Source organism: Nocardioides aromaticivorans, from assembly GCF_013408525.1.
Lineage (GTDB): Bacteria > Actinomycetota > Actinomycetes > Propionibacteriales > Nocardioidaceae > Nocardioides > Nocardioides aromaticivorans.
Genome location: NZ_JACBZM010000001.1, coordinates 4,372,964 through 4,398,518, shown reverse-complemented (window position 1 = coordinate 4,398,518; position 25,555 = coordinate 4,372,964). Strand labels below are relative to the sequence as shown.

The window sequence follows — 25,555 nt, the reverse complement described above, 5'->3', positions numbered from 1 at the left end:
ATCACCCGACCGGTCCGGTGAGGAACTGGCACAGGTTGAGCGGCAGCTGGTTGCACACCGTCTGCAGCACTCCGCCCAGCGGGTCGAGGATCAGCGGGTTGATCCGGACCGGGAGCCGGTCGCCCTGGATCATCCGCAGGTTCTGCAGCGCCACGGGCATGACCCGCAGGATCTCGGCCAGGCGCTCCTGCTTGGAGAGCACCGTCTTCATGAGCCTGGTGGAGCCGTTGACGTTGTCGACGATCGCCTGGCGGTTGTCGACGGCGAACTTCGCGACGGTGGTGACCGCCGAGTCGAGCGAGCGCAACGCCTGCCGGAAGTTCTCCCGCTCGTCGGCGAGGAGCTTCGAGGCCCGCGACACCTGCTGGATGAACGCGCGCGCCGTCGACTCGTTGCTGGCGATCGTCGTCAGCAGTACGTCGAGCGACTTGAGCGTGGCCGCGACGTCCTCGCGCTGCGAGGCGATGCCGTCGACGCCGTCGGCCAGCGAGTGGATCGTCTGGTTCAGCAGCGGACCGCGACCCTGGAGGGCTCGCGTGCCGGCGTCGATGAAGCGCTGGACGGCCTTGGTCGTCTTCTTGTTGCCGCCGATGCCGGTGGCGAACTCGTTGAGCGAGGCCAGCACCTGGTCGAAGTCGACCGGCGTCTGGGTCTTCTCCAGCGGGATGGTGGTGTCGTCCGCCATCTTCTTGTCGCCCTCGTGGAACACCGGCGTCAGCTCGACATAGCGGTCGGTGGCCACCGAGCGGGCGACCACGACGGCGCCGGCGTCGGCCGGGACCGGCTGGTCGCCGTCGATCTCCATCGTGACGAGGACCTTGTCGCCCTCGGGCTCGATGGCCGTGATCTCGCCGACGGTCACGCCGAGGATGCCCACGTCGTTGCCGACGAACAGGCCGGCCGAGTCGGCCAGGTAGGCCTTCACGGTGATCTTGTCCCCACCACCGACAACGCTGCACCCGGAGGTCAGCAGGATCGCGGCGACGGCGACGAGGGCGCCGATCGAACGGAGGATGTGCCTGGTGCGCATCAGCATGCCCCCTGCAGCTTGCAGGTCGAGTCGTCGGCGGGGATCGCCGGCGGCTTGAGGTAGAGCGGGATGAACGGACCGCTGCCGGTGGCGTTGGCGACGTACCGGACGGCCGGCGCCATGACCTCGAGCAGGTGGGTCAGCTGCTTGCTCTGTCCGTTGAGTGTCCTGATCACGGCGTTGAGGTCGGTCAGCGCCGGCTTCAGCTTGCCGTCGGTCGACTTCACGACCGCGGTCAGCGCCTTCGCGAGCTCGGTCGTCTCGACCAGGAGCCGGTGGATCGCCTCCTTGCGGGCGGTGATCTCGCTGACGACGAGGTTGGCCTGCTTCATCAGCCCGACGATGTCCTGGCTGCTGTCGGAGAGCTGGTCGGTGACCTTGCGCGTCGACTCCAGCAGGTCGCCGACCTGGTCGGACCGCTTCGAGATGACCTCGGAGAGCCGGGCGACGCCCTCGAGCGCCGGCCCGATCTCCTTCTCGCTCGCCCCGAGCGTGCCGGCCATCGCCGTCAGCGCCTGGGCGAGGAGGTCGGGGTCGAGCTCGTCGAGCGCCTGGGACCCCTCCTCGATGACGTCCTGGAGGTTGTAGGGGACGGCGGTCCGCTCCAGCGGGATCCGGTCGTCGGCCAGGCCGCCCGAGCCCTTCGGGTCGACCTCCAGGTAGTGGCTGCCGAGGAGGGTGGCGACCTTGACGGTGGCGGTGGTCCGCTCCCCCAGCTCGATGTCCGAGTCGAGGGCGAAGGTGACCAGGACGTGGTCGTCCTGGAGCTCGATGCCGGTCACCTTGCCGGAGTTGACCCCGTGCACCTGCACGTCCTCGCCCTTGCGCAGGCCGGCGGTGTGCTCGAGCACGGCGGTGTAGGTCTTCGTCCCGAAGTTCGCGACGCTCAGCAGCACGACGGAGGCGCCGATGAGGCCGATCACGATCAGGGTGATGACGCCGATCCGCAGCGGATCGCGCTCGTTCATGGGCTTCATCGGCACACCTGCCGCCAGGGGCCGTTGTTGCCGGCCGGGTTGATGCCGCTGCTGTTGGCGCCGATGGCGATCGACAGCGAGCAGACGTACACGTTGAGCGCGTTCTCGTACGACGTCGCACGACCCAGCGACTCGAAGACGGTCGAGAAGGCCGGGATCGCGTCCTTCAGGTCGCCGCGGGAGCGCTCCAGCATGTCGGCGACGGTGACGAGCCGGTCGGTCGCCCGGACCAGCGGCACCTTCACCTCCTTCAGCAGGGAGCTCGTCGCGCCGACCAGTCGGCTGACGCCGTCGATCGAGGCACCGATCGACTTCCGGTCGCGGGCCAGGCCGGTCATCAGGGCCCGCAGCTCGCGCACCGTCGTGGTGAGCTCGTCGCCCTGGCCGGCGAGGTTGTCGAGCACCGGCTTGAGGTTGGTCATCACCTCACCGATGACGCCGTCGCGGTCCGCGAGGAAGTTCGTGAGCTGGCCGGTCTGCGCGAGCAGCTGCTGGACGTTGCCGTCCTCACCCTGGAGCACCTTGATCAGCGAGGTGGCCAGCGTGTTGACGTCGCCCGGCTGCAGCACCCGGAACAGCGGCCGGAAGCCGTTGAGCAGCTCGGTGAGGTCGAAGCCCGGGTCGGTCTGGGCCATCGGCACCGTCCCACCCTCCTCGATCTCCTTGCCACGCTCGGTGGGCTGCACCAGGCCGATGTAGCGCTGGCCGAGCAGGTTCTGGTAGCGCATGACGAGCTTGGTGTTGTCGAGCAGCGCCTGGTCCTCGACCAGCTCGATCTTGATGATCGCGCCCTCGTCGGAGGCCTTGATGTCCTTGACCTGGCCGACGCGCACGCCGGCGGCCTTGACGTCGTCGCCCTTGCGCAGGCCGCTGACGTCGGCGAACTCGGCCGAGAACTCGCGGGTCCCGCCGCTGATGCCGTTGTTCATCGTGTTGACGAGCAAGATCATCAGCAGCCCGCTGACGACGGCGAACGCGGCGAACTTGACCGCGATCGTGCGGATTCCGGTCATCGCTCGGCCCCCAGTGCTCCGAAGCCGACCGCGGACGAGCGGAACCTCGGCTTGCTGGTGTAGTACGGCGGGGAGGACAGCTTGATCGTGCCGTCGGTCTTCACGAATCCTTCTCGGACGGCCTCGGGCAGCGTCGTGCCGAGGGCGATGTTGATGGCGATCGCGTCGGTGATGCCGGCCTGGCGGTTGTCGTGGACCGCGTCGAGCAGCACGGCCGAGCCGTTGATGAAGCGCACCAGGTTCTTCTGGTTCTTGGCGAGGAACGCGCTCGAGGTCCGGGCGAGCGTCGTACCACCGCTGATGAGCGCGGTGAACGCCGCCTCCTGGGTGACGATGGTGTTCATCGTGACCAGCACGTCGTCGGTCGCGTCGAGCAGGTCGGGCGCGATCTCGTTGACCAGCCGCGTCGTCGACGCGAGGGCCTGGAGGTCGGCGCGCACCTGCGGCATCCGCGGGTTGAGGCGGTCGAGGTAGGAGTTGAGGGTCTTGACCGTCGTACCGATCTGGTTGCCTCGGCCGTCGAGCGCCTCGGCGGCCGAGCCGATCGCGGACGCCAGCTCGGCCGGGCCGAGCGCCTTCACCAGGCGGTCGATGTCGTCGAGCGCCTGCTGGAGCTCGAGAGTCTCCTGCGAGGCGTCGGCCTTGATCTGGTCCCCGGCCTTGATCTCGCCGCTGGGGCTGCCGTGGACGACGAGGTCGACGAAGGTCGTGCCGAAGACGGTGGCCGGCAGGATCCGGGCCACGACGTTCCCGGGCACCGAGTCCATGTCGTCCTCGGACATCGCCATCTCGACGGTGACGCCCCGGCCGTCGTCGGAGCGGCGGATCTCGGAGACCTTGCCGACGATGACGCCGTTCATCTTGACGTCGGAGCCGGCGCGGAGCGCGCCGCCGGCGTTGGCCACGTCAGCGGTGACGTGCGGCTGCGAGCCGAACGTCCCGTTGCTGCGCAGGGTGACGAAGGCGCCGATGACGGCGATCGCCACGAGGGTGATCAGTCCGCGCCGGGCGAGCTGGTTGCGGGTGACTACGCGTGCCATGTCGTCACCTCAACCCGAGATCCGGAAGCCCGGGTCGCCACCCCAGAACAGCAGGGTGAGGACCATGTCGAGCACGACGATGGACACGATGCTGGCCCGGATCCCCGTGCCGGTGGCCTCTCCGACCGCCTGGGGGCCGCCCGAGACGCGCATGCCGTACCAGCTGTGGATCAGGGCCACGGCGAGCGAGAAGATCAGGATCTTGATGATCGAGAAGACGATGTCGCGCCCCTGGATGAAGGTGGAGAAGTAGTGGTCGTACTGGCCTGGTGACTGGCCGAACAGGATGACGACCGAGGCCTGCGAGGCGATGTAGGAGCCGATCAGGCCGATCATGTAGAGCGGCAGGATCGCGACCATGCAGGCGATCACGCGGGTCGTGACGACGTAGCGCATCGCGCTGACCGCCATCACCTCGAGCGCGTCGACCTCCTCGTGCAGCTTCATGGAGCCGATCTGGGCGGTGAAGCGGCATCCGACCTGGGCGCCGAGCGCGAGGGCCGCGATCAGCGGTGCGAGCTCGCGGGTGTTGGCACTGGCCGAGATGAAGCCGGTGAGCGGGGCGAGGCCCACGATCTCCAGGCCGTTGAAGCCCTCGATGCCGATCGACGTACCGGCCGCGACCGACAGCAGGATCATGACGCCGACCGTGCCACCGCCGACGAGCAGCGCGCCGCTGCCCCAGGCGATGTCCTTGATCTGGCGCAGCGTCTCCTTGGGGTAGAGCGCGATCGTCGCCGGCACCTCGCGGAAGACCTTGATGGCGAAGGTGACGAAGTCGCCGAGCGTCGCCAGGCTCTTCATCACCCCGTCGGTGAAGCCGACCAGGGCGTCGGACACGCGCGAGCCGAAGCTGCGCCCGAGCTGGACCTCAGACATCAGGCACCTCCGGGGAAGAGCATCACGTAGGCCTGGGTCAGGCCGACGTTGATCACCGCGAGCAGGATCACGCTGAGGACCACGGCCTGGTTGACGCCGTCGGCCACGCCCTTCGGGCCGCCGCGGGCCGTGAGGCCCTTGTGGGCGGCCACGATGGTGGCGACGAAGCCGAAGATGAAGGCCTTGAACTCGGCGAGGACGAAGTCGGCCGGCTGGGCGAGCCCGACGAAGGAGTCGAGGTAGGTGCCGGACGAGATCTGTCCCTGGCCGACCACGATGATGAAGGCGGTCGTCATCGCGGTCATCGCGACGATCACGGTCAGGAGCACCGACACCAGCAGCGCGGCGAGGATGCGCGGCGCGACCAGGCGCTGGATGGGCGAGATGCCCATGACCTTGAGGGCGTCGATCTCCTCACGCACGGTCCGCGCACCGAGGTCGGAGCAGATGGCCGCCCCGACCGCGCCGGCGATCATCAGCGAGGTCACCAGCGGTGCGCCCTGGCGCAGCACGCCGATGCCGTTGACCGCCCCGATGAAGGACTGTGCGCCGATCTGGTTGGCCGCCGCACCGATCTGGACCGAGGTGATGATGCCGAACGGGATCGAGACGAGGATCGTCGGGAGCAGCGCGACCCGGGTCATGAACCAGCACTGCAGGAGGAACTCGCTCCACGAGAAGCGGCGGGCGACGATGTCGGAGAAGCCCCACTGGATCGACTCGACCGCGAGCTTCACCAGCTCGCCGGTCGTCACGACGCCGGCCTTGAACCGTCCGGTCAGGTTGTCGACGACGGAGCGCCCCGAGGCCACCACCGCGCTCATCAGGCGACCGCTGTCGGGATGTCGAACGCGGCGTTCAGCCGGAGGGCGGCGGCCTTGTCGCCGCGCACCTTGAGCTGGCCGCGCAGCACGCCGGACACCGCGCTGAGGTGCCCGGTCACCAACCGCAGGAAGTCGGCCGCCTCGCACGTCACGGTCGCATGGCGGTCCTCGCGGCCGACGGCATCTGCCGCCGCACCGGCGAGAACGGTCGCCCGACCGTCTCTGAGTCGGAGCACGTAACGGTCCACCTCTCCGTCGGGGCGCCCGGTCAGCCTGAAGCCGACCGTGATCTGGACGCCTGCTGCCTTTCGGCCGTTCACGAAGCCCGGCATCCGCCCGAAGATCTCCTCGAGGATGACCGGCCTGAAGTCCGACGCCATGACCGACCGGAGGTGGTCGGCGGGGACGCCGTGGAGGACCCGGGCGATGTCGACCGGGTCGATGTCACGGACGTCGATGGGCACTCCGGTGACCGGAGGCGTGCCGTCGACGGTGAAGAGGGAGGCCAGGGACAGCGCGACGCTGCTCGCGCCCGTGATGCCGATCTGGTTGCCGAGATAGGCGACGGCGACGTCGAGCTGGCCGGCGACCAGCCGCAGCAGCTGCAGGTCGCTCCCGTGTACGACGACGTCCGCGCCCGCACCGGCGGCGGCCTCGACCTCGGCGACCCCGCCGTGGAGGCGCAGCGTGGTCGCCTCACCCGGGCGCTCGGTGGACTCCCACCGCACCCGACCCTCGGCCTGCGCCAGCAGGGCCGGGACGGCGATCTCACCGATCCGACTCATCACGCCCTCGACAACGGGCGAGCCCGGTGCCGCGTCATGGGTGGCGGCGACGAGCTCGGCATCGCTCGCGGCGCGGATGGACTCGACCAGGGCGACCGGTGCGGTGTCGCGGAGAAATGCCGCGACGTCCTCGCGAGTGGCGTGCCCGAGGGCAGCCCAACTCACCGTCGCCATGCGTCACCCCTGTCCGTTCACCGCTGCCTGGGAGCCTGCGGTCCTGCCCTGAACGTCTGCCTGTTGCTCGGTGTAACAGATATCACGCGATTTGGTCACGTGTCGTCAGATGACCACGCGGCGACATGCGTGGACCGCGCCGCGGACGGTACAACCCGGCGGCCGCCACGAGGAACGGGACACGCCCGCGCTGACCCCGCCACGGCTGGAGGTACGACGCCAGCCGGGCGTCGTCGAAGGGCTCCCCCTCCAGCGCCCAGCCCACGTCCTTGGCCACGTGGTAGTCGCCGAAGGAGACGGCGTCCGGGTCCCCCAGCGCCCGCTGCCGCACCTCGGCGCTCGTCCACACGCCCACACCGGGCAGGCTGCGCATCCTGCGATCGCTCTCAGATCCGGTCACGCCGACGATTCGCTCGAGTGCATCGGCGTGGCGCGCAGCGGTGACCACCGCCCGGGAGCGGGCCGGGTCGATGTGCAGCGCGAGCCACTCCCAGGACGGGATCGCGCGCAGGGTGGCGGCGTCGGGCTGCACCATCAGCCGGAGCCCGGCACCCGGCCCGGGGGCCGGCACGCCGTGGCGGCGGACGAGGGCGCGGAAGCCGGCGAAGGCCTCCTGGCCGGTGACCTTCTGCTCGATGATCGCCGGCACGATCGCCTCCAGCACCCGGTCGGTGCGGCCCAGGCGCAGGTGCGGATGGCGCCGACGCGCCTCGGCGAGGACCGGGTGGCGTGGTTCGAAGTCGCTCCAGTCGTCGAGGTCGCCGAGCAGCGCCGGGAGCTGGTCGAGCGCCCAGGCGGCGCCGGGCCCCCACGCCTGGGCGTGGACGTCGCCCGCCCCGTCCTGGGCCGCGACGGCGAGCGTGACCGGCCCCTCCGGCGTACGGCTGGCGCGCCAGTGGCGGCCCTCGACGTCGAGCCGGTGGGTCGGGTCTCCCCCGCCGCGCCGCTGCTGGCGCAGGATCGCCGCGACCGGCACCGGCCGTCCCGGGCGCCACACCCGCTCGGCGTCCGGCACGTTCATTCGGCGCAGCCTAGTCGTCCGCTTTGGACTAGGCTCTCTCGCGCAGGAACGAATCCCTTTCACCGCACTCAGGCTCCCGGAGGGCAGTTGACCATCGAATCCACGCGTGGACGGCGCGGCCGCCTCGACCAGGAGGCCGTGCTGCAGGCCGCCGAGGCGCTCGTCGACCGCGACGGGTACGACGCCCTCACGATGACCTCGCTCGCCGCCGAGCTCGAGGCACGGGTCTCCTCGCTCTACAACCACGTCGCCAACCTCGAGGACCTCCGCGCGCTCGTGCAGGTCCGCGCGATGCGGATGCTCGGCGAGCACGTCCGGGCGGCCGCGATGGGCCACGCCGGCCTCGACGGGCTGCGCGCGCTGAGCCGGGAGCTGCGGGTCTTCGCGCGCACGCACCCGCAGCGGTACGCCGCCCTCACCCGCCCGCCCATCGACCGCGAGGGCTTCTACGCCGCCGCGCTCGAGGCGATCGAGGCCCTCGCGGTGATGGTCCGCTCGGCCGGGCTGCCCGAGGAGCGCCTGCTGCAGACGGCGATGGCACTCTTCGCCTCCCTCCACGGCTTCGTGTCGCTCGAGGTCGCCGGCTACTTCGGCGACCTGTCCGGCACCAGCGCCGGCCTGCTCGACCTCGACGAGGTCTACGAGCAGGTCATCGACGGCGCGGTCAGCGCAGCGGTGCTCGAAGCGAGCCACTGAGTCCCCGGGGCCTTCCATGCTGCTGCGAGCCCTGGTCGACACGTCCGGCGCCGTGGGCGCCACGCGGTCCCGCAAGGAGAAGGTCCGCCTGATCGCCGACCTGCTCCTCGCCGCCGACCCCGGCGAGCGCTCCCTCGTCGCCCACTACCTCAGCGGCCGGTTGCGGCAGCGGCGCACCGGCCTGGGCTGGCGGAGCCTGCGCGAGCTGCCGGAGCCGGCGACGGACGCCACGCTCGAGGTGGTGGCCGTCGACGCGGCCTTCGCCGCGATGGCCGAGCTCTCCGGTCCCGGGTCGGCCGGCGCCCGGGCCGGCCTGGCCGCGTCGCTGTTCGGGCAGGCCACCGCCCCCGAGCAGGCCTGGCTGCGCTCGGTCGCGGTCGGCGAGGTCCGGCAGGGGGCGCTCGAGGCGGTCACGACGGAGGCGCTCGCCCTGGCGGCCGAGGTGCCGCTGGCCGTCGTACGACGCGCGGCGATGCTGGCCGGCGGCACGACGTACGTCGTCGACGCGGCCTTCGAGGGCGCCGACGCCCTGACCCGGGTCGGCCTGACCGTCGGGCGCCCGGTGCTCCCCATGCTCGCCTCCTCCGCGCCCGACGTGGCCGCCGCGATGGACAAGGCGGGAGGCGCCGACGGCACGTGCGGCGTGGACGCGAAGCTCGACGGGATCCGGATCCAGGTCCACCGCAGCGGCGACGACGTGGTCATCGCGACCCGCAGCCTCGACGACATCACCCAGCGACTGCCGGAGGTCGTCGACGTCGTGCGCGCACTTCCCGCGCGCGACGTGGTGCTCGACGGCGAGGCACTGTGGCTCGACGCCGACGGCCGGCCGCGGCCCTTCCAGGAGACCGCCTCCCGGACCGCCACGCAGGGCGCCGACCTGGCCGCGGTGACGCCGTACTTCTTCGACCTGCTGCACCTCGACGGCGCCGACCTCCTCGACCGGCCGGCGCACGAGCGGTGGGCGGCGCTGGAGGGCCTGGTCCCCGAGGCCCACCGGGTACGCCGCTGGGTCGGCACCGACCGTGCCGCCGCGAAGTCGTTCGCGACCCAGGCGCTGGCGGACGGCCACGAGGGCGTCGTCGTCAAGGACGCCGCCGCCCCCTACGACGCCGGGCGACGCGGCGCAGCCTGGGTGAAGGTGAAGCCGGTACACACCCTCGACCTGGTCGTGCTCGCCGTCGAGCACGGCTCCGGCCGGCGCCGCGGCTGGCTGTCGAACATCCACCTGGGCGCCCGCGACCCGTCCTCGCCCACCGGCTTCGTGATGCTGGGCAAGACGTTCAAGGGCATGACCGACGAGATGCTCGCCTGGCAGACCGCGCGCTTCCGCGAGCTGGAGGTCGCCGACGACGGCTGGGTCGTGACCGTGCGGCCCGAGCAGGTGGTGGAGATCGCCTTCGACGGCCTGCAGCGCTCGACGCGCTACCCCGGTGGGCTGGCGCTGCGGTTCGCACGGGTGGTGCGCTACCGCGACGACAAGGGCGCCGACGAGGCGGACACGATCGAGACGGTGCGATCCCTGGCCGGCGGCTGACCCGCCGATCTCGTCACAGATGTTGCAACACCGAGTTGCACGAGCCGTACACTCAGCCCATGACGAACGCACCGGCGACCGACGGGCGCCGCAAGGCCGCGGCCGCGCGTCGGCGTGCCCGGCAGGCCGAGATCATCGCGGCAACCCGGGAGATCTTCGACTCCAAGGGTGTCCGCGACGTGCAGATCGAGGAGGTCGCCACGGCCGTCGGGATCAACCGGGCGATCGTCTACCGGCACTTCACCGGCAAGGAGGAGCTCTTCGCGCTCACCCTCGTCGGCTACCTCGAGGAGCTCCACGACGCGATGGCCGCGGCTGCTGCGGGCACCGACGTGCCGCGCGAGCAGCTGGCCGCGATCGTCGGCGCCTTCGTCGACTACGGCGTCGCGCACCCGGCCTTCGTCGACTGCGCGCAGGCGCTCATGGTGCGCCCCGGGGACGAGCTGCTCGACGAGATCGCGGAGGGCCCGTTGTTCCGGCTCGGCCGGGGCATCACGTCCTGCCTCACCGTGCTGTCCGAGACCCTGGCCGGCGGGGTCGAGAAGGGTGCCTTCGCGCTCAGCGACGACCCCGTCCTGCTCGCCAACGCCCTCTACGCCTCCGGCCTCGGCGCACTGCAGCTGGCCCGGCTCGGCATCCTCGTCAGCGAGATCGCGCCCGGCATCCCCACGGTCGGCGAGATCTCCGCCGCCCAGGTGCGCGACTACATGGTCACCTCGGCCCTCGCGCTGGTCTCCCCCACCCGCACCAACGCCTGACGTTTCAGGACCACGGGCATCGCGCACGATGCCCGTCATGCCCGCCCACGCCCCGCGTCGCACCGAGCACCAGGTCCTCGCCCTCTGCGGCAGCCTCGCCCTGCTCCTCCCGCTCCGCCACGCCCTCGCCGCGACCAGCCCCCGCGGGGTGGTGATCGCCGTCGTGGCGGGTGTCCTCGTCGCCGCGCTCGTCGGCATGGCCCTGCGCCCCGAGGAGCGGCGCGGCGGAGCGGTCAGCGGCCTGACGGTCGCGGTGTCCTTCTGGCCGATCGCACTGGTGGTCGCGTGGGTCCTCGGGCCGCACACGGACCCGACGGAGCTGACGCTCCTGTCCGGTCTCCCGGCCGCGGCGCTCACGGCCGTCGCTCTCGGGGAGGTGCTGCGGGACGACGAGGTGACCGGCGGCTTTCGGACCGTTGCCGGGCTCGGCGTCGTCATGCTCACCCTCAGCGTGCTGGTCCCGGGGACGGCGGTGCGCCACGACCGGGAGCGGGCGCTGGTCGCCGCCGAGATCGGTGCCGAACTGGCCAGCGTCGGCATCCAGCCCTGGCTCCCCGAGGTCGACGGCTACGAGCGCGCTGAACGGTCGGTGAGCCCGGAGCACCCCCGCGAGCCGGCGGACGGCTACGTGCTCAGCTACGAGTCGGGCGACCACACCCTCTCCGTGTTCGCCGCTCTCCGGGACCCCGACGAGGTCTGCGACGAGGACCAGGGCTGCACCGCGCACGAGGGCTTCACGATCGACAGGTCCGACATCAACGCCACGGTGGCGGCGCTGCATGGCGACACCGAGCTCTCCGCCTCGGTGGCCGGCTCCGGCCTGTCGGCCGAGGAGATCGGCCGAGCACTGCGGGACGCACGCCCGGCCGCCTGGCAGGACATCATCCAGGTCGACCTCGACGCGGACTGACCCTTGAAGGCCAACGGCCCGCCCGGATCACTCCGGGCGGGCCGTTGCTGCGTCTCGTGACGGTCGCTGCGCGACCTCCTCGACGACCGGGAGCCTGTCAGCGCTCCATGATCGCGACGACGCCCTGGCCACCGGCCGCGCAGACCGAGATCAGCGCCCGGCCGCCGCCGTTGGCCTTGAGCAGCTTGGCCGTGTTGGCCACGATCCGGCCACCGGTGGCCGAGAACGGGTGGCCCGCGGCGAGCGAGGAGCCCTTGACGTTGAGCTTGCTGCGGTCGATCGACCCCAGCGGCGCGTCGAGGCCGAGGCGCTCCTTGCAGAACACCGGGCTCTCCCACGCGGCGAGCGTCGAGAGCACCTGCGAGGCGAACGCCTCGTGGATCTCGTAGAAGTCGAAGTCCTGCAGGGTGAGGCCGTTGCGCTCCAGCATCCGCGGGACGGCATACGCGGGAGCCATGAGCAGGCCCTCGGCACCGTTGACGAAGTCGACCGCCGCGACCTCGGAGTCGACGAAGTAGGCGAGGACCTCGAGGCCGTGCTCGGCGGCCCACTCCTCGGAGCCGAGCAGGACGGCGGAGGCGCCGTCGGTCAGCGGGGTCGAGTTGGCCGCGGTCATCGTGGCGGCCTCGCCCTTGCCGAAGACCGGCTTGAGCTTGGCGAGCTTCTCCAGCGAGGAGTCGGCGCGGAGGTTGTTGTCGCGCTCGAGGCCGCGGAAGGGCGTGATCAGGTCGTCCTGCCAGCCCTCGTCGTACGACGCCGCGAGGTTGTGGTGGGAGGTGACGGCCAGCTCGTCCTGGGCCTCGCGGGTGATCTGCCACTCGAGGGCGGTCAGCGCCTGGTGCTCGCCCATGGAGAGCTTGGTGCGCGGCTCGCCGTTGGACGGGATCGCCAGGCCGATGTCGCCGGGGCGGATGGTCGCCAGGATCGCGAGGCGGTCCTTGGTGCTCCGGGCGTTGTTGAGCTGGATCAGCTTCTTGCGCAGCTTCTCCGAGATCGCGATGGGCGCGTCGGAGGTGGTGTCCACGCCGCCGCCGATGCCGGAGTCGATCTGACCGAGCTTGATCTTGTTGGCGATGTAGTTGATCGCCTGGAGGCCGGTGCCGCAGGCCTGCTGCAGGTCGACGGCCGGCGTCTCGGGGGCGAGACGGGTGCTGAGCACCGACTCGCGGACCAGGTTGAAGTCGCGGCTGTGCTTGAGGACGGCGCCACCGGCGACCTCACCGAGACGTTCACCCTCCAGTCCGAAGCGCGCCACGAGGCCGTCGAGGGCAGCGGTCAGCATCTCCTGGTTGGAGGCGGTGGCGTACGCGCCGTTGGAGCGCGCGAACGGGATGCGGTTACCGCCGAGTACGGCGGCGCGGCGAACAGTCTCAGTCATGGAGCAATCCTCACTCAGCGTGGCCCTCGGGAGAACCCTTTGAGGGCGAGATCACGAAATGTGGACTCAGAGTTACACATCTAGTTACATGGTGCACATGACTGACAAGTACCAGGTCTTCGTGAGCTCCCCGATCGGCAAGCTCCTCGTCAAGAACCTCGGACTGCCGAACCCGACCAAGCTGGACCGCTACAAGGCCGGCGACCCGCTGGTCAACGGCACCGTCCTCGTCGGCGGCCGTGGTCGCCTCGCCGAGTCCCTGCCCGGTCTGCTCGACGTGCTCGGGATCGCCTCGGTCGGCGCCCAGGCCGAGGGCGAGAAGTACAAGGGCCTCGTCTTCGACGCCACCGGCATCAGCACGGTGGAGGAGCTCGTCGAGCTCCAAGCCTTCTTCACCCCGGTGCTGCGCAGCCTGAAGAGCTGCGCCCGGGTCGTCGTCATCGGTACGCCGCCGGCGCTCGTCGAGGGCAGCGAGCAGATCGCCCAGCGCGCGCTCGAGGGCTTCACCCGCAGCCTCGGCAAGGAGATCGGCAAGGGCGGCACCGTCCAGCTGGTCTACGTCGCCGACGGCTACGAGGACTCGGTCCTCTCGACGCTCGGCTTCCTGCTGAGCCCCAAGTCGGCGTACGTCTCGGGCCAGGTCGTCCGGATCGGCGCGCACGACGAGAAGCACGGCTCGGCGCTCGCCGACTGGACCCAGCCGCTGGCCGGCAAGGTCGCCTTCGTCACCGGCGCCAGCCGCGGCATCGGCGAGGAGATCGCCCGGGTGCTGCACCGTGACGGCGCCAAGGTCGTCGGCCTCGACGTCCCGCAGGCCGCCGACGACCTGGTCAAGGTCATGAACGAGCTCGACGGCGACTGGCTCACCCTCGACATCACCGCGGCCGACGCGCCGCAGCGCATCGCCCACCACCTCAAGGAGAAGCACGGCGGCGTCGACATCGTCGTGCACAACGCGGGGGTGACGATGGACAAGAAGCTGGCGAACCAGACGCCGGAGCGCTTCGGCAAGGTCCTCCAGATCAACCTCGAGGCGCCGGAGCGGATCACCGCCGAGCTGCTCGAGCAGGGCGTCATCAACGACAACGGCCGGATCATCGGCGTCGCCTCGATCGCGGGCATCGCCGGCAACCTGGGCCAGACCAGCTACGCCGCCTCCAAGGCCGGCGTCATCGGCTTCGTCGACTCGCTGAGCGACAAGCTGAAGGACGGCATCACCATCAACGCCGTCGCGCCCGGCTTCATCATCACCCAGATGACGGCCGCCGTGCCGTTCGCGACCCGCGAGGTCGGCCAGCGCCTCAACGCGATGGCCCAGGGCGGCCTGCCCGTCGACGTCGCCGAGACCATCGCCTGGTACGCCTCCCCCGCCTCGACCGCCGTCAACGGCAACGTCGTGCGGGTCTGCGGCCAGATGATGCTGGGTGCCTGACATGGCGCTCCCCGTGATGCTCAAGGCCGCACTCCCCGCGGTCCCCGGCGTGAACCAGCTGCCGGGCATCAAGAAGACCGGCGGTGCGCTCCCGGACCTCGTCCTCGAGCGCAACGACGTCGTGGTCGAGCGTGCCGCCGTCGACCGGTACGCCGCCGTCTGCGGCTTCCCGACCCGCGACGTCGCGCCGGTCCCCTACCTGCACATGCTGGCCTTCCCGCTGCACATGCAGCTGATGACCGACGCCACGTTCCCGTTCCCGGCCATCGGCTCGGTGCACCTGGAGAACACGATCGTCCAGCACCGCCCGGTCGCCATCGGCGAGACGGTGTCGCTGAGGCTCGTGGCCGACAACCTGCGCGCCAGCACCAAGGGCCGGGCCTGGGACATGAACGTCACCGGCACCGTCGGTGACGAGGTCGTGTGGGAGTCCGTGTCGACGTACCTGCGCGTGGGCAAGGGCGACAAGGAGAACGGCGACCCGGGGATGTCCCTGGCGTCCGTCGACGCCAAGGGACCGGTCTGGTCGCTGCCCGACAACCTGGGCCGCACCTACGGCGCCGTCTCCGGCGACCGGAACCCGATCCACCTCTACCCGCTGACCGCGAAGGCGCTGGGCTTCCCGCGCCACATCGCCCACGGCATGTGGAGCAAGGCCCGCTGCATCGCGGCGCTGGAGAACCGGCTCCCCGACGCGGTCAAGGTCGAGGTCGCGTTCAAGAAGCCGATCTTCCTGCCCGGCAAGGCGCAGTTCGGTGCCGAGAGGACGGCGACCGGCTACGACTTCACGCTGGTCAACCCGAAGAGCGGCGCGCCCCACCTGCTGGGTCGGACCACCGCACTCTGACCATCGCGTCAAACGCCTAGTGGTGCAGGCGCGGCGTCACCTGCCGCGCCTGCTCCTCGGGCATCGCCTCGTAGTGGGCGAAGGTGCGCGTGAACGTGCCCGCACCCCGGGTCGCGGCGCGGAGGTCGACGGCGTACCGGACCAGCTCGCGCTGCGGGACGTGCGCGGTCACCAGCGTCCGGCCGCCCTCGACGTTGTCGTTGCCGAGCAGCCGGCCCCGCCGCGCGGACAGGTCGCTCATCACCGGGCCGACGAGGTCGTCGGGCACCAGCACCCGGACCTCGTCGTACGGCTCCAGCATCGCGACGCCGGCGACCTCCGCCGCCTCGCGCAGGGCGAGCGCACCGGCACTCTGGAAGGCCATGTCGGAGGAGTCCACGCTGTGCGCCTTGCCGTCGACCAGGGTGACCCGCAGGTCGACCACGGGGTAGCCGTTGCGCAGGCCCCGCTCCAGCTGGCCGCGCACCCCCTTCTCCACGCTGGGGATGTAGCTGCGCGGGACCGCGCCGCCGACGACCTTGTCGACGAACTCGAAGCCGCTGCCCTCGGGGAGCGGCTCCACCTCGAGGTCGCAGATCGCGTACTGCCCGTGGCCGCCGGACTGCTTCACGTGGCGCCCGTGCCCGCGCCCCGGCCCGGCGAGGCACTCGCGGAGGGGCACGAGCAGCTCCCGCTGCTCGACGGACACCCCGTGCCGCGCCGCGAGCCGCTCGAGTACGACGTCGGCGTGCGCCTCGCCCATCACCCACAGCACCAGCTGGCCGGTCTCCGCGTTGTGCTCCACCCGCAGGCTCGGGTCCTCGGCGGCGAGGCGCGCCAGCGCCTGCGACAGCTTGTCCTCGTCGGAACGGGTGGCGGCCTCGATCGCGACGGGCAGCAGCGGGTCGGGCATCGACCACGGCTTGAGCACCAGCGGGCGGTCGACGGCCGAGAGCGTGTCGCCGGTCTCCGCGCGGGACAGCCGCGCCACAGTCCCGAGGTCGCCGGCCACCACCCGCGCGGCGGGCACCTGGGTGGCCCCGAACGGGTGCCCGAGCGCGCCGATCCGCTCGTCCTCGTCGTGGTCCTCGTGGCCGGCGCCGTCGGCGAAGAAGGACGAGAAGTGGCCCGAGACGTGTACGGGGGTGTCCGGGTCGAGGGTGCCGGAGAAGACCCGGACCAGGCTGATCCGCCCGACATACGGGTCTCCGGCGGTCTTGACCACCTCGGCGACCAGCGGCCCGCCGGGGTCGCACGCCACGACGCCCACCGAGGCGCCGGCCGGGGTGAAGACGTCGGGCGAGGTGTGCTCCAACGGTGAGGGGAACCCGTCGACGCAGAGGTCGAGCAGCTCGGCGAGCCCGACGCCGGTCGCCCCGCACACCGGGATCACGGGGTGGAAGCTGGCCCGGGCGACCGCCGTCTCCAGGTCCTTGACCAGCACGGTGGCGTCGATCTCCTCACCGCCGACGTAGCGGTCCATCAGGTCCTCGTCCTCGGACTCCTCGATGATCGCCTCGATCAGCTCGCCGCGGCGCGGGTCGTCGGTGCCGTCCCCGCCCGTGATCAGCCCCGTCAGGCCGCTCACCCCGTCGGGTCCGGCGACGTAGACGGGCAGCACCTTGCCGTCGAGCGCGGCCCGAGCCTGGGCGACGACGGCGTCCACGTCGGCGCGGGGATGGTCGAGCTTGGAGACCACGACCGCCCGCGGCATCCCCACCTCGGCGCACTCGCGCCACAGGGTCCGGGTCGCCTCGTCGACCTCCTCGTTGGCGGCGACGACGAACAGGGCGCAGTCCGCGGCCCGGAGGCCGGCGCGCAGGTCGCCGACGAAGTCGACGTACCCGGGGGTGTCGACCAGGTTGACCTTCACCCCGCGGTGCACCAGCGGCGCCACCGCGAGCGAGATCGACCGCCCGTGGCTCTTCTCGGCGTCCTCGGTGTCACAGACCGTGGTGCCGTCGGCGGTGCTGCCCGCCCGCGTGATCACCCGTGCATGGGCGAGGAGTGCCTCCACGAGGGAGGTCTTGCCCGACTGGGAGGGCCCGACCAGGACCACGTTGCGGATCCGGTCGGGCCCGGGCGCCGCGAGGTCGTGCTCGCCCCGCCTCTCTGCGTGCTTGTCCGCCATGGCCCCACGTAACTCCTGCTGCGCGCGGGAGACAAGGGGCAACGACCAGCCACGACGCGAGAGCGAATCGATTTCGACGCGCCGGCGCGACTTCGTTCCTCAGTCGCGTCGCTTGCTCAATCTGCGGACGCCCACGCAGCCCGCTCGTTCCTCGCGGGCTACTGCGTCCTTGGCCGGATCAGCCCTTCCTGCGCGACCGTGGCGACGAGGGTGCCGTCCTGGGTGAAGACGCGGCCGAGCGCGAGCCCGCGACCACCGCTCGCCGAGGGCGACCACTGGTCGTAGAGCCACCACTCGTCGGCGCGGAACGGCCGGTGGAACCAGATGGTGTGGTCGAGCGAGGCCATCTGGACCTTCTGCGGGCCGTGCTCGGGGTGCGCCGCGAGGGTCGCGCCGAGCAGGGACACGTCGCTGGCGTAGGTGAAGGTCGCCAGGTGCTCCATCGGGTCGTCGCTGAGCCGGCCGTCGACGCGGATCCACACCTGTGCCTTCGCCGGGTGCATCGGGTCGGGGTCCAGCCCGTACGCTGAGCTGCCGAGCCAGCGCACGTCGAGGGCCGCCCACTCCTTGCTGAGCCCGTCGTCGGTGCCGCGCTCGGCCATCAGCTGCATGAGGTCGAGGCCCTCCTCGGGCGGCTTGACCTCGGGCATGACGTCCTCGTGCTCCAGCCCCTCCTCCTGGCGCTGGAAGTTGAGCGACTGGTAGTAGATCGGGCGGCCGTGCTGGCGCGCGAGCACCCGCCGGGTGGCGAAGGACTTGCCGTCGCGGATCCGCTCGACGTCGTAGATGATCGGGACGTTGTAGTCGCCGGGTAGCAGGAAGTACGAGTGCAGCGAGTGCACGTGGAAGCCCTCGTCGACCGTGCGGGAGGCGGCGATCAGCGCCTGGGCGGCCACCTGGCCGCCGTACACGCGCTGCCGGATGGTCTCCGGCTGCTGGCCCCGGAAGAGGTCGGTGTCGAGCTTCTCCAGGTCGAGGAGCGCGACCAGCTTCTGCGTCGCCTCCCCCATCACCCTCGACGCGCTGTCGCTCACGCCGGTCCTCCGGTCTCGTCGGGGCCCTCGAGCCCGGCCAGGAACTGCTCGAACTGCCGGCCGATCTCCTCGCCGGTCGGCAGCGGCTCGTCCTCGGCGAGGAGGCTGCTGCCCTCCGCCTCGGCGCGGGCGAAGGTGTCGTATTGCTGCTCGAGCGCGGTCACGACCTCCTGCACCTCGTCGTTGGCCGAGAGGTAGCGGGCGATCTCCTCCTCGCGCTCCTCGGCCAGCTCACCGAGCTCGGTGAGCTCGATCGTGAGGCGGGCGGCGAGCTCGACCTGCTCCAGCAGGCCCTGCGCGGCGCGCGGGTAGTCGAGCTGCGCCAGGTAGTGCGGCACGTGCGCGACGAAGCCCTGCGCGTCATGCCCCCACTCGCCGAGGCGCACCTCGAGCAGTGCCTGCGCGCTGCTCGGGACCCGCAGCTCGCCGCGCCACGGGCTGGTGCCGGTGAGCAGGTCGGCGTTGTTGGCGTGGTGGGTGATCGCGATCGGCCGCGTGTGCGGGACCGCCATCGGCACCGAGCCGACCGAGACCACCAGGGTCACCCCGAACCGCTCGACGACCTCCAGCACGGCGCGGCAGAAGGCCTCCCAACGGATGTCGGGCTCCGGCCCGTGCAGCAGGAGGTACGGCGTCCCGCCGGCGTCGTGCAGCAGGCGGACGACGAGCCGCGGGGCCTCGTAGCCCTCGTAGTGGTCGCGGGCGAAGGTCATCGGGGGTCGCCGGGCGCGGTAGTCGTGGAGCTGGTCCACGTCGAAGGTCGCGACGACGACGCCACCGCCGTCGGGCGAGGAGGCGCCGGTGCGGACGAGGTGCCGGCAGGCGAGCGCACCCGCGTTGCCTGCGTCGAGGAAGCCGTCCAGCGCGACGACCATCGGCAGGCCCTCGACCTCGGCCAGCTCGGGCACCTCGTCGACGATGTGGACGAGGCGGGTCGGCGAAGTCACGTGGAAAGACTATTCCCCGCGGCCTCCTCCCGGTGGCCCAGGCGGCTGTGACCTCTGCCGTACACGAAGTAGACGATGACGCCGACCGCCATCCACACGAGGAACCGGATCCACGTGTCACCGGTCAGGTTGAGCATCAGGTAGCCGCACATCAGCACCGAGATCGTCGCCACCACGGGCGCGAGCGGGGTGCGGAAGCCGCGGGGCAGGTCCGGCCGGGTGCGGCGCAGGACGACCACACCGATGCTCACCAGGAGGAAGGCGAACAGGGTGCCGATGTTGACCAGGTGCGCCAGCGTGCTGAGGTCGACGAAGCCGGCGAGGGCGGCGACGGCGATCCCGGTCAGGACCGTGATCCGGTACGGCGTCCCGTAGGTCGGGTGCACCTTGGCCAGCGGCCGCGGCAGCAGTCCGTCACGGGCCATCGCGAAGGCGACCCGCGACTGGCCGAGCATCAGGATCATCGCGACCACGACGAGCCCGATGCAGGCGCCGACCGAGATCAGGTCGGGCATCCAGCCGACCCCGGCGTCCTCGAAGGCGTCGGCCAGCGGCGCGGCGCTGTCGGGGTCGATGTCCCGGTAGCTGCGCAGGCCGGTGACGACGAGGCTGACGGCGGCGTACAGGACGGTCACGATGGCCAGCGAGCCGAGGATCCCGATCGGGACGTCGCGCTGCGGGTTCTTGGTCTCCTCCGCGGTGGTCGCGACGATGTCGAAGCCGATGAACGCGAAGAACACGATCGCGGCGCCCGAGATGACGCCGGCGAGGCCGAAGACCGCGGGCTCCAGGCCGAGCAGGGTGGTGATCAGCGGGACGTCGGCGAAGCCGCCGCTGGACTCGGGCGCGGGCTGGGCGTCCGGGATGAAGGGCACCCAGTTGCCGGTGTCGATGTGGGCGACGCCGACGACGATCACGGCTGCGACGACGACCAGCTTGAGCGCGACCACGACCTGGTTGAAGCGGCTGGAGAACTTCGTGCCGCGGATCAGCATCCAGGTCACGAGCAGCGCGATCACCACGGCGGGCAGGTCGATCACGCCGGTGGCGGCGGAGCTGATCTGCGAGGGCAGGGTGACGTCGACGATCTCGAGGACCTGCTGCAGGTACGCCGAGAAGCCGGTCGAGAGCGCCGCCGCGCCGACGGTGAACTCGAGGACGAGGTCCCAGCCGATGATCCAGGCGACCAGCTCGCCGAGCGTGGCGTAGCTGAACGTGTAGGCGCTGCCGGCGACCGGCACCGTCGAGGCGAGCTCGGCGTAGCAGAGCGCGGCCAGCCCGCAGGCGACCGCGGCGATCACGAAGCTCAGCGCCAGCGCCGGGCCGGCGTTGCTCGCGGCCACGGTCCCGGTGAGGACGAAGATGCCGGCGCCGATGATGACACCGACCCCGAACACGGTCAGGTCCAGCGCGGACAGGTCCTTGCGGAGCCGGTGGTCCGGCTCGTCGGTGTCGGCGATGGACTGTTCGACGGACTTGGTCCGGAAGAGACTCACGGGTCCTCCTCGTTGCTCAGCGGCGGGCACCCCGAGCACCCGCCCGCCGGACGTTACCCGCCGTAGCCGCCGTAGCCGCCGTCGGCACCGTCGCCGTAGGTCGTCGTCATGAGCGCCACGCCGCGCTGCGCGAGCTGGGCGCCGCTGAGCCCGAGGACGTCCTGCAGCACCTTCTCCTGGTCGGCGCCGCCGGCCAGCCGGTCGAGCAGCGCCAGCAGCACCTCCTCGCCGTAGGTGGAGGCGACGTACTCGCACACCCACCAGGACACGGCGTACCACGCCTCGGCGTCGCCGCCCGCGAACTCCGCCTCGCCGGGAAGGCCGGTGACCGTCTCGCCGATGTCGAGGGCGCGCGCGGGCAGGCGCCGCTTGCCGGGCGCCATCGGCCGCACGGAGACGTACTCGGCGATGCCCTCGTTGAGCCACAGCGGCGCGCCGCGGCCGCGGGGGCCGAGCACCGCATGGGTGAGCTCGTGGCGCACCAGCCGTCCGACGACGGTGTCCGGCTCGTCGAGCACCCGCGGGTTCACGAAGATCCGGTACGACGCCACGCCCTTCCCCGGCGCCAGGGAGTCCACCGGCACGGCGATCGTGAGCCCGTCGGCCCGGTCGGGGTCGCCGACCGTCTGCCCGGCGAGGCCGTCGAGGAAGGTCGGGTCCTGCAGGAAGTAGACGACGACGCCGCTGACCTTGTCGTCGTCGGAGCCCACGACCGCCCGCACCTCGGAGCGGCCGGTGCTCGCGGCGTCGAGCACCTCGTCCGCGTCGTCGTCGGTCCAGTCGTCGAAGATCCCGAGCACGCCGGTGGCCTGCTCGACGTGGATCGCGCCGAGGTCCCACGGCTGGGCGTTGCCCGGGTGCTCCTCCTCCCAGCCGTAGTCGGTCGTGGAGCCCACGAGGAGGCGGGAGCCGTCGGCAGTGGGGACGAAGCGGTAGCGGTCGCGGGTCTGGACCGGCGCGGCGTCGTACCCGTCGAGGCGCAGGGCGACGACCACCTCGGCCCAGTACTCCGTCCCGCCGTCGAGGTCGGTGCCCTCGATCGGGGTGATGGTGTCCTCGACGACCCGGATCCGCAGCCGGCCGACGGGCAGCTGGGCGATGTTGTCGAAGTAGACCTGCTCGCTGTCGAGCAGTCCCGCGTCGGTGCGGTCGAGGGTGCGTCGGAAGCGGGTGGCGTCGTCGGCCGTCAGCGCGGCCGCGCGCTGGTTGAGCGTGCGCTGGATGAGCGTGGCCACGTCGTCGTACCCGCCGCCCGAGTAGGTCGGTGGCGGCAGGTCGTCGGAGCAGGCCGCCAGCGGCAGGAGGGCCGCGCAGGTCAGCGCGACGAGGGTCCCCCTCACCCCCAGATCGCTCAGCTCACCGGCTCCCGTCGACGTCGAGGAGCGCCCGGTCGGTCGGCGCCGGCTCCGCGGTGATGTCGTGGACGGCCTGCAGCGCGATCGCAGCCGGGGACAGCCCGATCTGCTCCAGGATCGCGGCCCGCTTGGCGTGGTCGAGGAACTCCTGCGGGATGCCGTGCAGCCGCACCGGGGTGTGAATGCCGGCCTCGGCGAGGGACTGGAGCAGGACGGATCCCACTCCCCCGACGACGCCGTTGTCCTCGATGGTCACCACACGGCGGTGGGTGCGGGCGAGCTCGAGCAGGGCGGGGTCGACCGGCTTGACCCAGCGCGGGTCGACCACGGTGACGCCGATGCCCTGGTCGCGCAGCCGGGCTGCCACGTCGACGGCGATCGGCGCCATCGCGCCCACGGACACGACCAGCACGTCGCGGGCGCCGTCGCGCACCAGTACGTCGCAGCCGCCGGCCTTGCCGATCGCCTCGATGTCGTCGGGCGGCGGGCCCTTCGGGAACCGGACGACGGTCGGGGCGTCGGAGACCTCGACGGCCTCGTCGAGCAGCTCCCGCATCCGGGTCACGTCGCGCGGCGCGGCGAGCCGGAGGCCGGGCACCACCTGGAGGATCGACATGTCCCACATGCCGTTGTGGCTGGCGCCGTCGTCGCCGGTGACCCCGGAGCGGTCGAGCACGAAGGTGACGCCGCACTTGTGCAGCGCGACGTCCATCAGGACCTGGTCGAAGGCGCGGTTGAGGAAGGTCGCGTAGACGGCGAACACCGGGTGCAGCCCGCCCAGGGCGAGGCCGGCCGCGGAGGTCGCGGCGTGCTGCTCGGCGATGCCGACGTCGAAGGTGCGCTCGGGGAAGCGCTGCTGGAACTTGTCGAGGCCGACCGGGTGCATCATCGCCGCGGTGATGCCGATGACGTCGGGACGGCGCTCGCCGATCTGCACGATGTGCTCGGCGAAGTGGTCGGTCCAGATCAGGCCCTTGGGCTTCTCCGCGCCGGTCTGGACGTCGAACGGCCCCGGGGCGTGGAACTGGTCCGCCTCGTGCCGCTCGGCCGGGTCGTAGCCGAAGCCCTTGCGGGTGATGGCGTGGACGATGACCGGCCCGCCGAAGCGCTTGGCCTGGGCGAGCGCCTGCTCCATGGCCGCACGGTCGTGGCCGTCGACCGGGCCGACGTACTTCAGGCCGAGGTCCTCGAACAGGCCCTGCGGGGCCAACGCGTCCTTGAGGCCCTTCTTCATGGCGTGGAGGGCGTCGTAGGCCGCCGCGCCGACGCCGGGCACCGCGTTGAGGCGGCGCTTGACGATGTCGAGGACGGTCTCGTAGCGCGGGTTGGTGCGCAGGCTGGTCAGTGCGGTCGCCAGGCCGCCGATCGTCGGCGTGTAGGACCGGCCGTTGTCGTTGACCACGATGACCAGGCGGCTGTCGTGCTGGATCGCGATGTTGTTGAGCGCCTCCCAGGCCATGCCGCCGGTGAGGGCGCCGTCGCCGATCACGGCCACCGTGTGCCGGTCCTCGCCGCGGATCGCGTAGGCCTTGGCGAGGCCGTCGGCATAGCTCAGCGCGGTGGAGGCGTGGGAGTTCTCGACGATGTCGTGCTCGGACTCGGCCTGGCTCGGGTAGCCGCTCAGGCCGCCCTCGCGGCGCAGCGACCCGAAGTCGGCGGCCCGGCCGGTCACGAGCTTGTGCACGTAGGACTGGTGGCCGGTGTCGAAGACGATCCTGTCCCGCGGCGAGTCGAACACGCGGTGGATGGCCAGGGTCAGCTCGACGACGCCGAGGTTGGGGCCGAGGTGGCCCGAGTTGGTCGCGACCGTGCGGATCATCAGGTCGCGGATCTCGGCCGCCAGCTGGGTCAGCTCGTCCTCGGACAGGCCCCGCAGGTCACGCGGGTGGGCGATCTGGTCGAGGACAGGCATGGGGTCCACTTTAGGCCGTCAGAGGTCGTAGACGGCGATCGCGGGCTCGTGGAGGCTCCCCATCCACAGCCGACCGTCGTGCTCCCGCACCCCCGTCACCATGTGGTACGACGCCCCGTGGTCGCCCGGCCGGACGTCCACGTCGTGCACGAGGGTCCCGCGCTCGTCGTAGGCGACCGCGCGGACGGTCTCCTTGGGCTTGGGCTGGAGCGCGTCGGGCAGCGAGGTCGCCAGCCGGCGCAGCGCCATCGGGCCCTGCTGGAGCCGCTCGACCACGGGGTCGGTCGGGCTCGCGATGCTGACCCAGATCAGCCCGTCGGTGCCGCGGGCGATGTTGTCGGGGTAGCCCGGCAGGTCGGACGCGAGCAGGTCGCGGGTGCCCGCCTTCGGGCCGCTGGTCCAGTACCGCACCACCGTGCGGGCCGCGGTCTCGGCGACGCAGACGAAGTCCTCCGCGGCCGACAGGGTGACGCCGTTGGCGAAGGCGAGGCCCTCGAGGACGGTGCTGACGGTGCCGTCGGGGGTACGGCGCAGCAGCCGTCCGGTGCGGGTGTTGCGGACGAAGTCGTGCTTCCACTTCTCGATGCCGTACCGGGTCGACGAGTCCGACCACCACAGGGTGCCGTCGGAGCCGATTGCGCCGTTGTTGCAGAACTTCATCGGCAGGCCGGCGACGTCGTCGGTGATCACGTCGATGTGGCCCGCGGCGGGGTCGACCCACAGCAGGCCGCGGTGGGCGTCGCAGACCAGCAGCCGGCCGTCGGGGGCGAACTCGATGCCGAGCGGCCTGCCGCCGGTGTGGGCGACCCGGTCGACCTTCGCCCCGTCGTGCGAGATCCGGAAGATCGCGCCGTCCTCGGTGCCTGTGAACACGGCGCCCTCGTCCGGCCCGGAGGTGGCGACGACGACGTCCTCGGCTCCCTGGCCCGGGACGATGAAGGCGGAGAACGTCATGACACCAGCTCCTGGTAGCGGTCGGAGGCGAGGAACGCCGGGAGGATCTTCGCAGCCGCGGTGGTCAGCGGCAGCCCGAGCACGGCCTCCGGCGCGACGAAGACGATCCGCCGGCCCTCCCCGAGCACGATGTCCTCGTCGCGGACGGTCGTCGGGGCGACGTACACGCGGACGGAGTCGTCGGTGCCGTAGGCCTCGTGGAAGACCGTGAACTCCCGCCACAGCGGGAGCCCGGGCGGGGAGACCTCGAGACCGGTCTCCTCGCTGAGCTCGCGGTACGCCGCGTCGTCGGGGTGCTCGCCCTCGTCGACGTGACCGCCGACGAAGCCCCAGCACTCGGGGTCGATGACCGGGTGCTCGTCGCGCTCCTGCAGCAGGAGCCAGCCGCGGGGGTCGACCAGGAGGACCGAGGCGAACCGTTGCACGGAGCCACCGTAGCGACCCGG

The 25,555-nt window shown here is 71.5% G+C and carries 23 protein-coding genes; 6 read left to right on the top strand and 17 right to left on the bottom strand.

The window, feature by feature from the left end; genetic code table 11:
- Position 1: 1 nt before the first annotated feature.
- The 8 genes from BJ993_RS21055 to BJ993_RS21020 all read right to left on the bottom strand — a co-directional run bounded on the left by BJ993_RS21055 (position 2) and on the right by BJ993_RS21020 (position 7,743).
- On the bottom strand, positions 2-1,030 hold the full coding sequence (locus tag BJ993_RS21055; protein WP_179651046.1) for an MCE family protein: 1,029 nt from the start codon (positions 1,028-1,030) through the stop codon (positions 2-4).
- Positions 1,030-2,007, bottom strand: a complete 978-nt coding sequence (locus BJ993_RS21050) for an MCE family protein (protein WP_179651044.1) — start codon at positions 2,005-2,007, stop codon at positions 1,030-1,032. The genes BJ993_RS21055 and BJ993_RS21050 overlap by 1 nt, the downstream gene beginning before the upstream one ends.
- Positions 2,004-3,020: an MCE family protein gene (locus BJ993_RS21045; RefSeq protein WP_179651042.1), complete on the bottom strand. Its 1,017-nt coding sequence runs from the start codon at positions 3,018-3,020 to the stop codon at positions 2,004-2,006. Before BJ993_RS21045 ends, BJ993_RS21050 begins: the two co-directional genes overlap by 4 nt.
- Entirely contained in the window at positions 3,017-4,060 is a 1,044-nt protein-coding gene (locus tag BJ993_RS21040; RefSeq protein ID WP_179651040.1) for an MCE family protein, read from the bottom strand. Before BJ993_RS21040 ends, BJ993_RS21045 begins: the two co-directional genes overlap by 4 nt.
- 9 nt (positions 4,061-4,069) lie before the next feature.
- Positions 4,070-4,939: an MlaE family ABC transporter permease gene (locus BJ993_RS21035; RefSeq protein WP_036542713.1), complete on the bottom strand. Its 870-nt coding sequence runs from the start codon at positions 4,937-4,939 to the stop codon at positions 4,070-4,072.
- On the bottom strand, positions 4,939-5,763 hold the full coding sequence (locus tag BJ993_RS21030) for an MlaE family ABC transporter permease (RefSeq protein WP_036542710.1): 825 nt from the start codon (positions 5,761-5,763) through the stop codon (positions 4,939-4,941). The genes BJ993_RS21035 and BJ993_RS21030 overlap by 1 nt, the downstream gene beginning before the upstream one ends.
- Positions 5,763-6,722 carry an SCP2 sterol-binding domain-containing protein gene (locus BJ993_RS21025; protein ID WP_179651038.1) on the bottom strand — a complete coding sequence of 320 codons (960 nt, stop codon included), beginning with the start codon at positions 6,720-6,722 and terminating at the stop codon, positions 5,763-5,765. Before BJ993_RS21025 ends, BJ993_RS21030 begins: the two co-directional genes overlap by 1 nt.
- Positions 6,723-6,804: 82 nt before the next feature.
- The gene (locus tag BJ993_RS21020; RefSeq protein ID WP_179651036.1) at positions 6,805-7,743 is read right to left on the bottom strand and encodes a DNA-3-methyladenine glycosylase family protein; all 939 of its coding nucleotides are present in this window, start codon (positions 7,741-7,743) and stop codon (positions 6,805-6,807) included.
- A gap of 87 nt (positions 7,744-7,830) precedes the next feature.
- Here BJ993_RS21020 and BJ993_RS21015 point away from each other — a divergent pair, with 87 nt between their 5' ends.
- From BJ993_RS21015 to BJ993_RS21000, 4 genes are read left to right on the top strand one after another with little or no spacing between them, the layout of a single operon-like run.
- The gene (locus tag BJ993_RS21015; RefSeq protein WP_036542703.1) at positions 7,831-8,439 is read left to right on the top strand and encodes a TetR/AcrR family transcriptional regulator; all 609 of its coding nucleotides are present in this window, start codon (positions 7,831-7,833) and stop codon (positions 8,437-8,439) included.
- A 16-nt stretch (positions 8,440-8,455) separates the two neighbouring features.
- Positions 8,456-9,976, top strand: a complete 1,521-nt coding sequence (locus tag BJ993_RS21010) for an ATP-dependent DNA ligase (protein ID WP_179651034.1) — start codon at positions 8,456-8,458, stop codon at positions 9,974-9,976.
- Positions 9,977-10,035: 59 nt separating this feature from the next.
- A complete protein-coding gene (locus BJ993_RS21005) occupies positions 10,036-10,734 on the top strand; it encodes a TetR/AcrR family transcriptional regulator (protein ID WP_179651032.1) in 699 nt (232 codons plus the stop codon).
- 37 nt (positions 10,735-10,771) lie between these two features.
- The gene (locus tag BJ993_RS21000) at positions 10,772-11,644 is read left to right on the top strand and encodes a hypothetical protein (protein ID WP_179651030.1); all 873 of its coding nucleotides are present in this window, start codon (positions 10,772-10,774) and stop codon (positions 11,642-11,644) included.
- 97 nt (positions 11,645-11,741) lie between these two features.
- Here the strand turns inward: BJ993_RS21000 and BJ993_RS20995 are convergent, their stop codons facing one another.
- Positions 11,742-13,022 carry an acetyl-CoA C-acetyltransferase gene (locus BJ993_RS20995; protein ID WP_179651027.1) on the bottom strand — a complete coding sequence of 427 codons (1,281 nt, stop codon included), beginning with the start codon at positions 13,020-13,022 and terminating at the stop codon, positions 11,742-11,744.
- A gap of 97 nt (positions 13,023-13,119) precedes the next feature.
- Here BJ993_RS20995 and BJ993_RS20990 point away from each other — a divergent pair, with 97 nt between their 5' ends.
- Together BJ993_RS20990 and BJ993_RS20985 are read left to right on the top strand one after the other, a co-directional pair.
- Positions 13,120-14,454: a 3-oxoacyl-ACP reductase gene (locus BJ993_RS20990; RefSeq protein WP_179651025.1), complete on the top strand. Its 1,335-nt coding sequence runs from the start codon at positions 13,120-13,122 to the stop codon at positions 14,452-14,454.
- Position 14,455: 1 nt separating this feature from the next.
- On the top strand, positions 14,456-15,301 hold the full coding sequence (locus tag BJ993_RS20985; RefSeq protein ID WP_179651023.1) for a MaoC family dehydratase: 846 nt from the start codon (positions 14,456-14,458) through the stop codon (positions 15,299-15,301).
- A gap of 16 nt (positions 15,302-15,317) precedes the next feature.
- Here the strand turns inward: BJ993_RS20985 and BJ993_RS20980 are convergent, their stop codons facing one another.
- From BJ993_RS20980 to BJ993_RS20945, 8 genes are all read right to left on the bottom strand, one after another.
- Complete coding sequence (locus tag BJ993_RS20980; protein ID WP_179651021.1) at positions 15,318-17,411, bottom strand: elongation factor G-like protein EF-G2; 2,094 nt, start codon at positions 17,409-17,411, stop codon at positions 15,318-15,320.
- Between the two features lie 158 nt (positions 17,412-17,569).
- Positions 17,570-18,445, bottom strand: coding sequence for an acyl-CoA thioesterase (locus tag BJ993_RS20975; RefSeq protein ID WP_308645658.1), 876 nt, complete (start codon positions 18,443-18,445; stop codon positions 17,570-17,572).
- Positions 18,442-19,392 carry a PAC2 family protein gene (locus BJ993_RS20970; RefSeq protein WP_051931829.1) on the bottom strand — a complete coding sequence of 317 codons (951 nt, stop codon included), beginning with the start codon at positions 19,390-19,392 and terminating at the stop codon, positions 18,442-18,444. The genes BJ993_RS20975 and BJ993_RS20970 overlap by 4 nt, the downstream gene beginning before the upstream one ends.
- Complete coding sequence (locus tag BJ993_RS20965; RefSeq protein WP_179651019.1) at positions 19,389-20,888, bottom strand: amino acid permease; 1,500 nt, start codon at positions 20,886-20,888, stop codon at positions 19,389-19,391. Before BJ993_RS20965 ends, BJ993_RS20970 begins: the two co-directional genes overlap by 4 nt.
- 53 nt (positions 20,889-20,941) lie before the next feature.
- The gene (locus tag BJ993_RS20960) at positions 20,942-22,228 is read right to left on the bottom strand and encodes a gluzincin family metallopeptidase (protein WP_179651017.1); all 1,287 of its coding nucleotides are present in this window, start codon (positions 22,226-22,228) and stop codon (positions 20,942-20,944) included.
- A gap of 16 nt (positions 22,229-22,244) precedes the next feature.
- The gene (dxs, locus tag BJ993_RS20955; protein ID WP_036542673.1) at positions 22,245-24,155 is read right to left on the bottom strand and encodes a 1-deoxy-D-xylulose-5-phosphate synthase; all 1,911 of its coding nucleotides are present in this window, start codon (positions 24,153-24,155) and stop codon (positions 22,245-22,247) included.
- An 18-nt stretch (positions 24,156-24,173) separates the two neighbouring features.
- Positions 24,174-25,109 (bottom strand): SMP-30/gluconolactonase/LRE family protein, encoded by a 936-nt coding sequence (locus tag BJ993_RS20950; protein ID WP_036542669.1) that lies wholly within the window; start codon positions 25,107-25,109, stop codon positions 24,174-24,176.
- A complete protein-coding gene (locus tag BJ993_RS20945) occupies positions 25,106-25,534 on the bottom strand; it encodes an NUDIX hydrolase (protein ID WP_179651015.1) in 429 nt (142 codons plus the stop codon). Before BJ993_RS20945 ends, BJ993_RS20950 begins: the two co-directional genes overlap by 4 nt.
- Between the last annotated feature and the right edge of the window lie 21 nt (positions 25,535-25,555).

What these genes read in the sequence shown, in the direction of transcription:
- dxs (WP_036542673.1), bottom strand. Translation starts at nt 24,155, where the DNA reads ATGCCTGTCCTCGACCAGATCGCCCACCCGCGTGACCTGCGGGGCCTG.
- BJ993_RS21010 (WP_179651034.1), top strand. Translation starts at nt 8,456, where the DNA reads ATGCTGCTGCGAGCCCTGGTCGACACGTCCGGCGCCGTGGGCGCCACG.
- BJ993_RS21020 (WP_179651036.1), bottom strand. Translation starts at nt 7,743, where the DNA reads ATGAACGTGCCGGACGCCGAGCGGGTGTGGCGCCCGGGACGGCCGGTG.
- BJ993_RS21030 (WP_036542710.1), bottom strand. Translation starts at nt 5,763, where the DNA reads ATGAGCGCGGTGGTGGCCTCGGGGCGCTCCGTCGTCGACAACCTGACC.
- BJ993_RS21000 (WP_179651030.1), top strand. Translation starts at nt 10,772, where the DNA reads ATGCCCGCCCACGCCCCGCGTCGCACCGAGCACCAGGTCCTCGCCCTC.
- BJ993_RS20985 (WP_179651023.1), top strand. Translation starts at nt 14,456, where the DNA reads ATGGCGCTCCCCGTGATGCTCAAGGCCGCACTCCCCGCGGTCCCCGGC.
- BJ993_RS20995 (WP_179651027.1), bottom strand. Translation starts at nt 13,022, where the DNA reads ATGACTGAGACTGTTCGCCGCGCCGCCGTACTCGGCGGTAACCGCATC.
- BJ993_RS21035 (WP_036542713.1), bottom strand. Translation starts at nt 4,939, where the DNA reads ATGTCTGAGGTCCAGCTCGGGCGCAGCTTCGGCTCGCGCGTGTCCGAC.
- BJ993_RS21040 (WP_179651040.1), bottom strand. Translation starts at nt 4,060, where the DNA reads ATGGCACGCGTAGTCACCCGCAACCAGCTCGCCCGGCGCGGACTGATC.
- BJ993_RS21005 (WP_179651032.1), top strand. Translation starts at nt 10,036, where the DNA reads ATGACGAACGCACCGGCGACCGACGGGCGCCGCAAGGCCGCGGCCGCG.
- BJ993_RS21050 (WP_179651044.1), bottom strand. Translation starts at nt 2,007, where the DNA reads ATGAAGCCCATGAACGAGCGCGATCCGCTGCGGATCGGCGTCATCACC.
- BJ993_RS21045 (WP_179651042.1), bottom strand. Translation starts at nt 3,020, where the DNA reads ATGACCGGAATCCGCACGATCGCGGTCAAGTTCGCCGCGTTCGCCGTC.
- BJ993_RS20990 (WP_179651025.1), top strand. Translation starts at nt 13,120, where the DNA reads ATGACTGACAAGTACCAGGTCTTCGTGAGCTCCCCGATCGGCAAGCTC.
- BJ993_RS20980 (WP_179651021.1), bottom strand. Translation starts at nt 17,411, where the DNA reads ATGGCGGACAAGCACGCAGAGAGGCGGGGCGAGCACGACCTCGCGGCG.
- BJ993_RS20950 (WP_036542669.1), bottom strand. Translation starts at nt 25,109, where the DNA reads ATGACGTTCTCCGCCTTCATCGTCCCGGGCCAGGGAGCCGAGGACGTC.
- BJ993_RS21025 (WP_179651038.1), bottom strand. Translation starts at nt 6,722, where the DNA reads ATGGCGACGGTGAGTTGGGCTGCCCTCGGGCACGCCACTCGCGAGGAC.
- BJ993_RS21055 (WP_179651046.1), bottom strand. Translation starts at nt 1,030, where the DNA reads ATGCGCACCAGGCACATCCTCCGTTCGATCGGCGCCCTCGTCGCCGTC.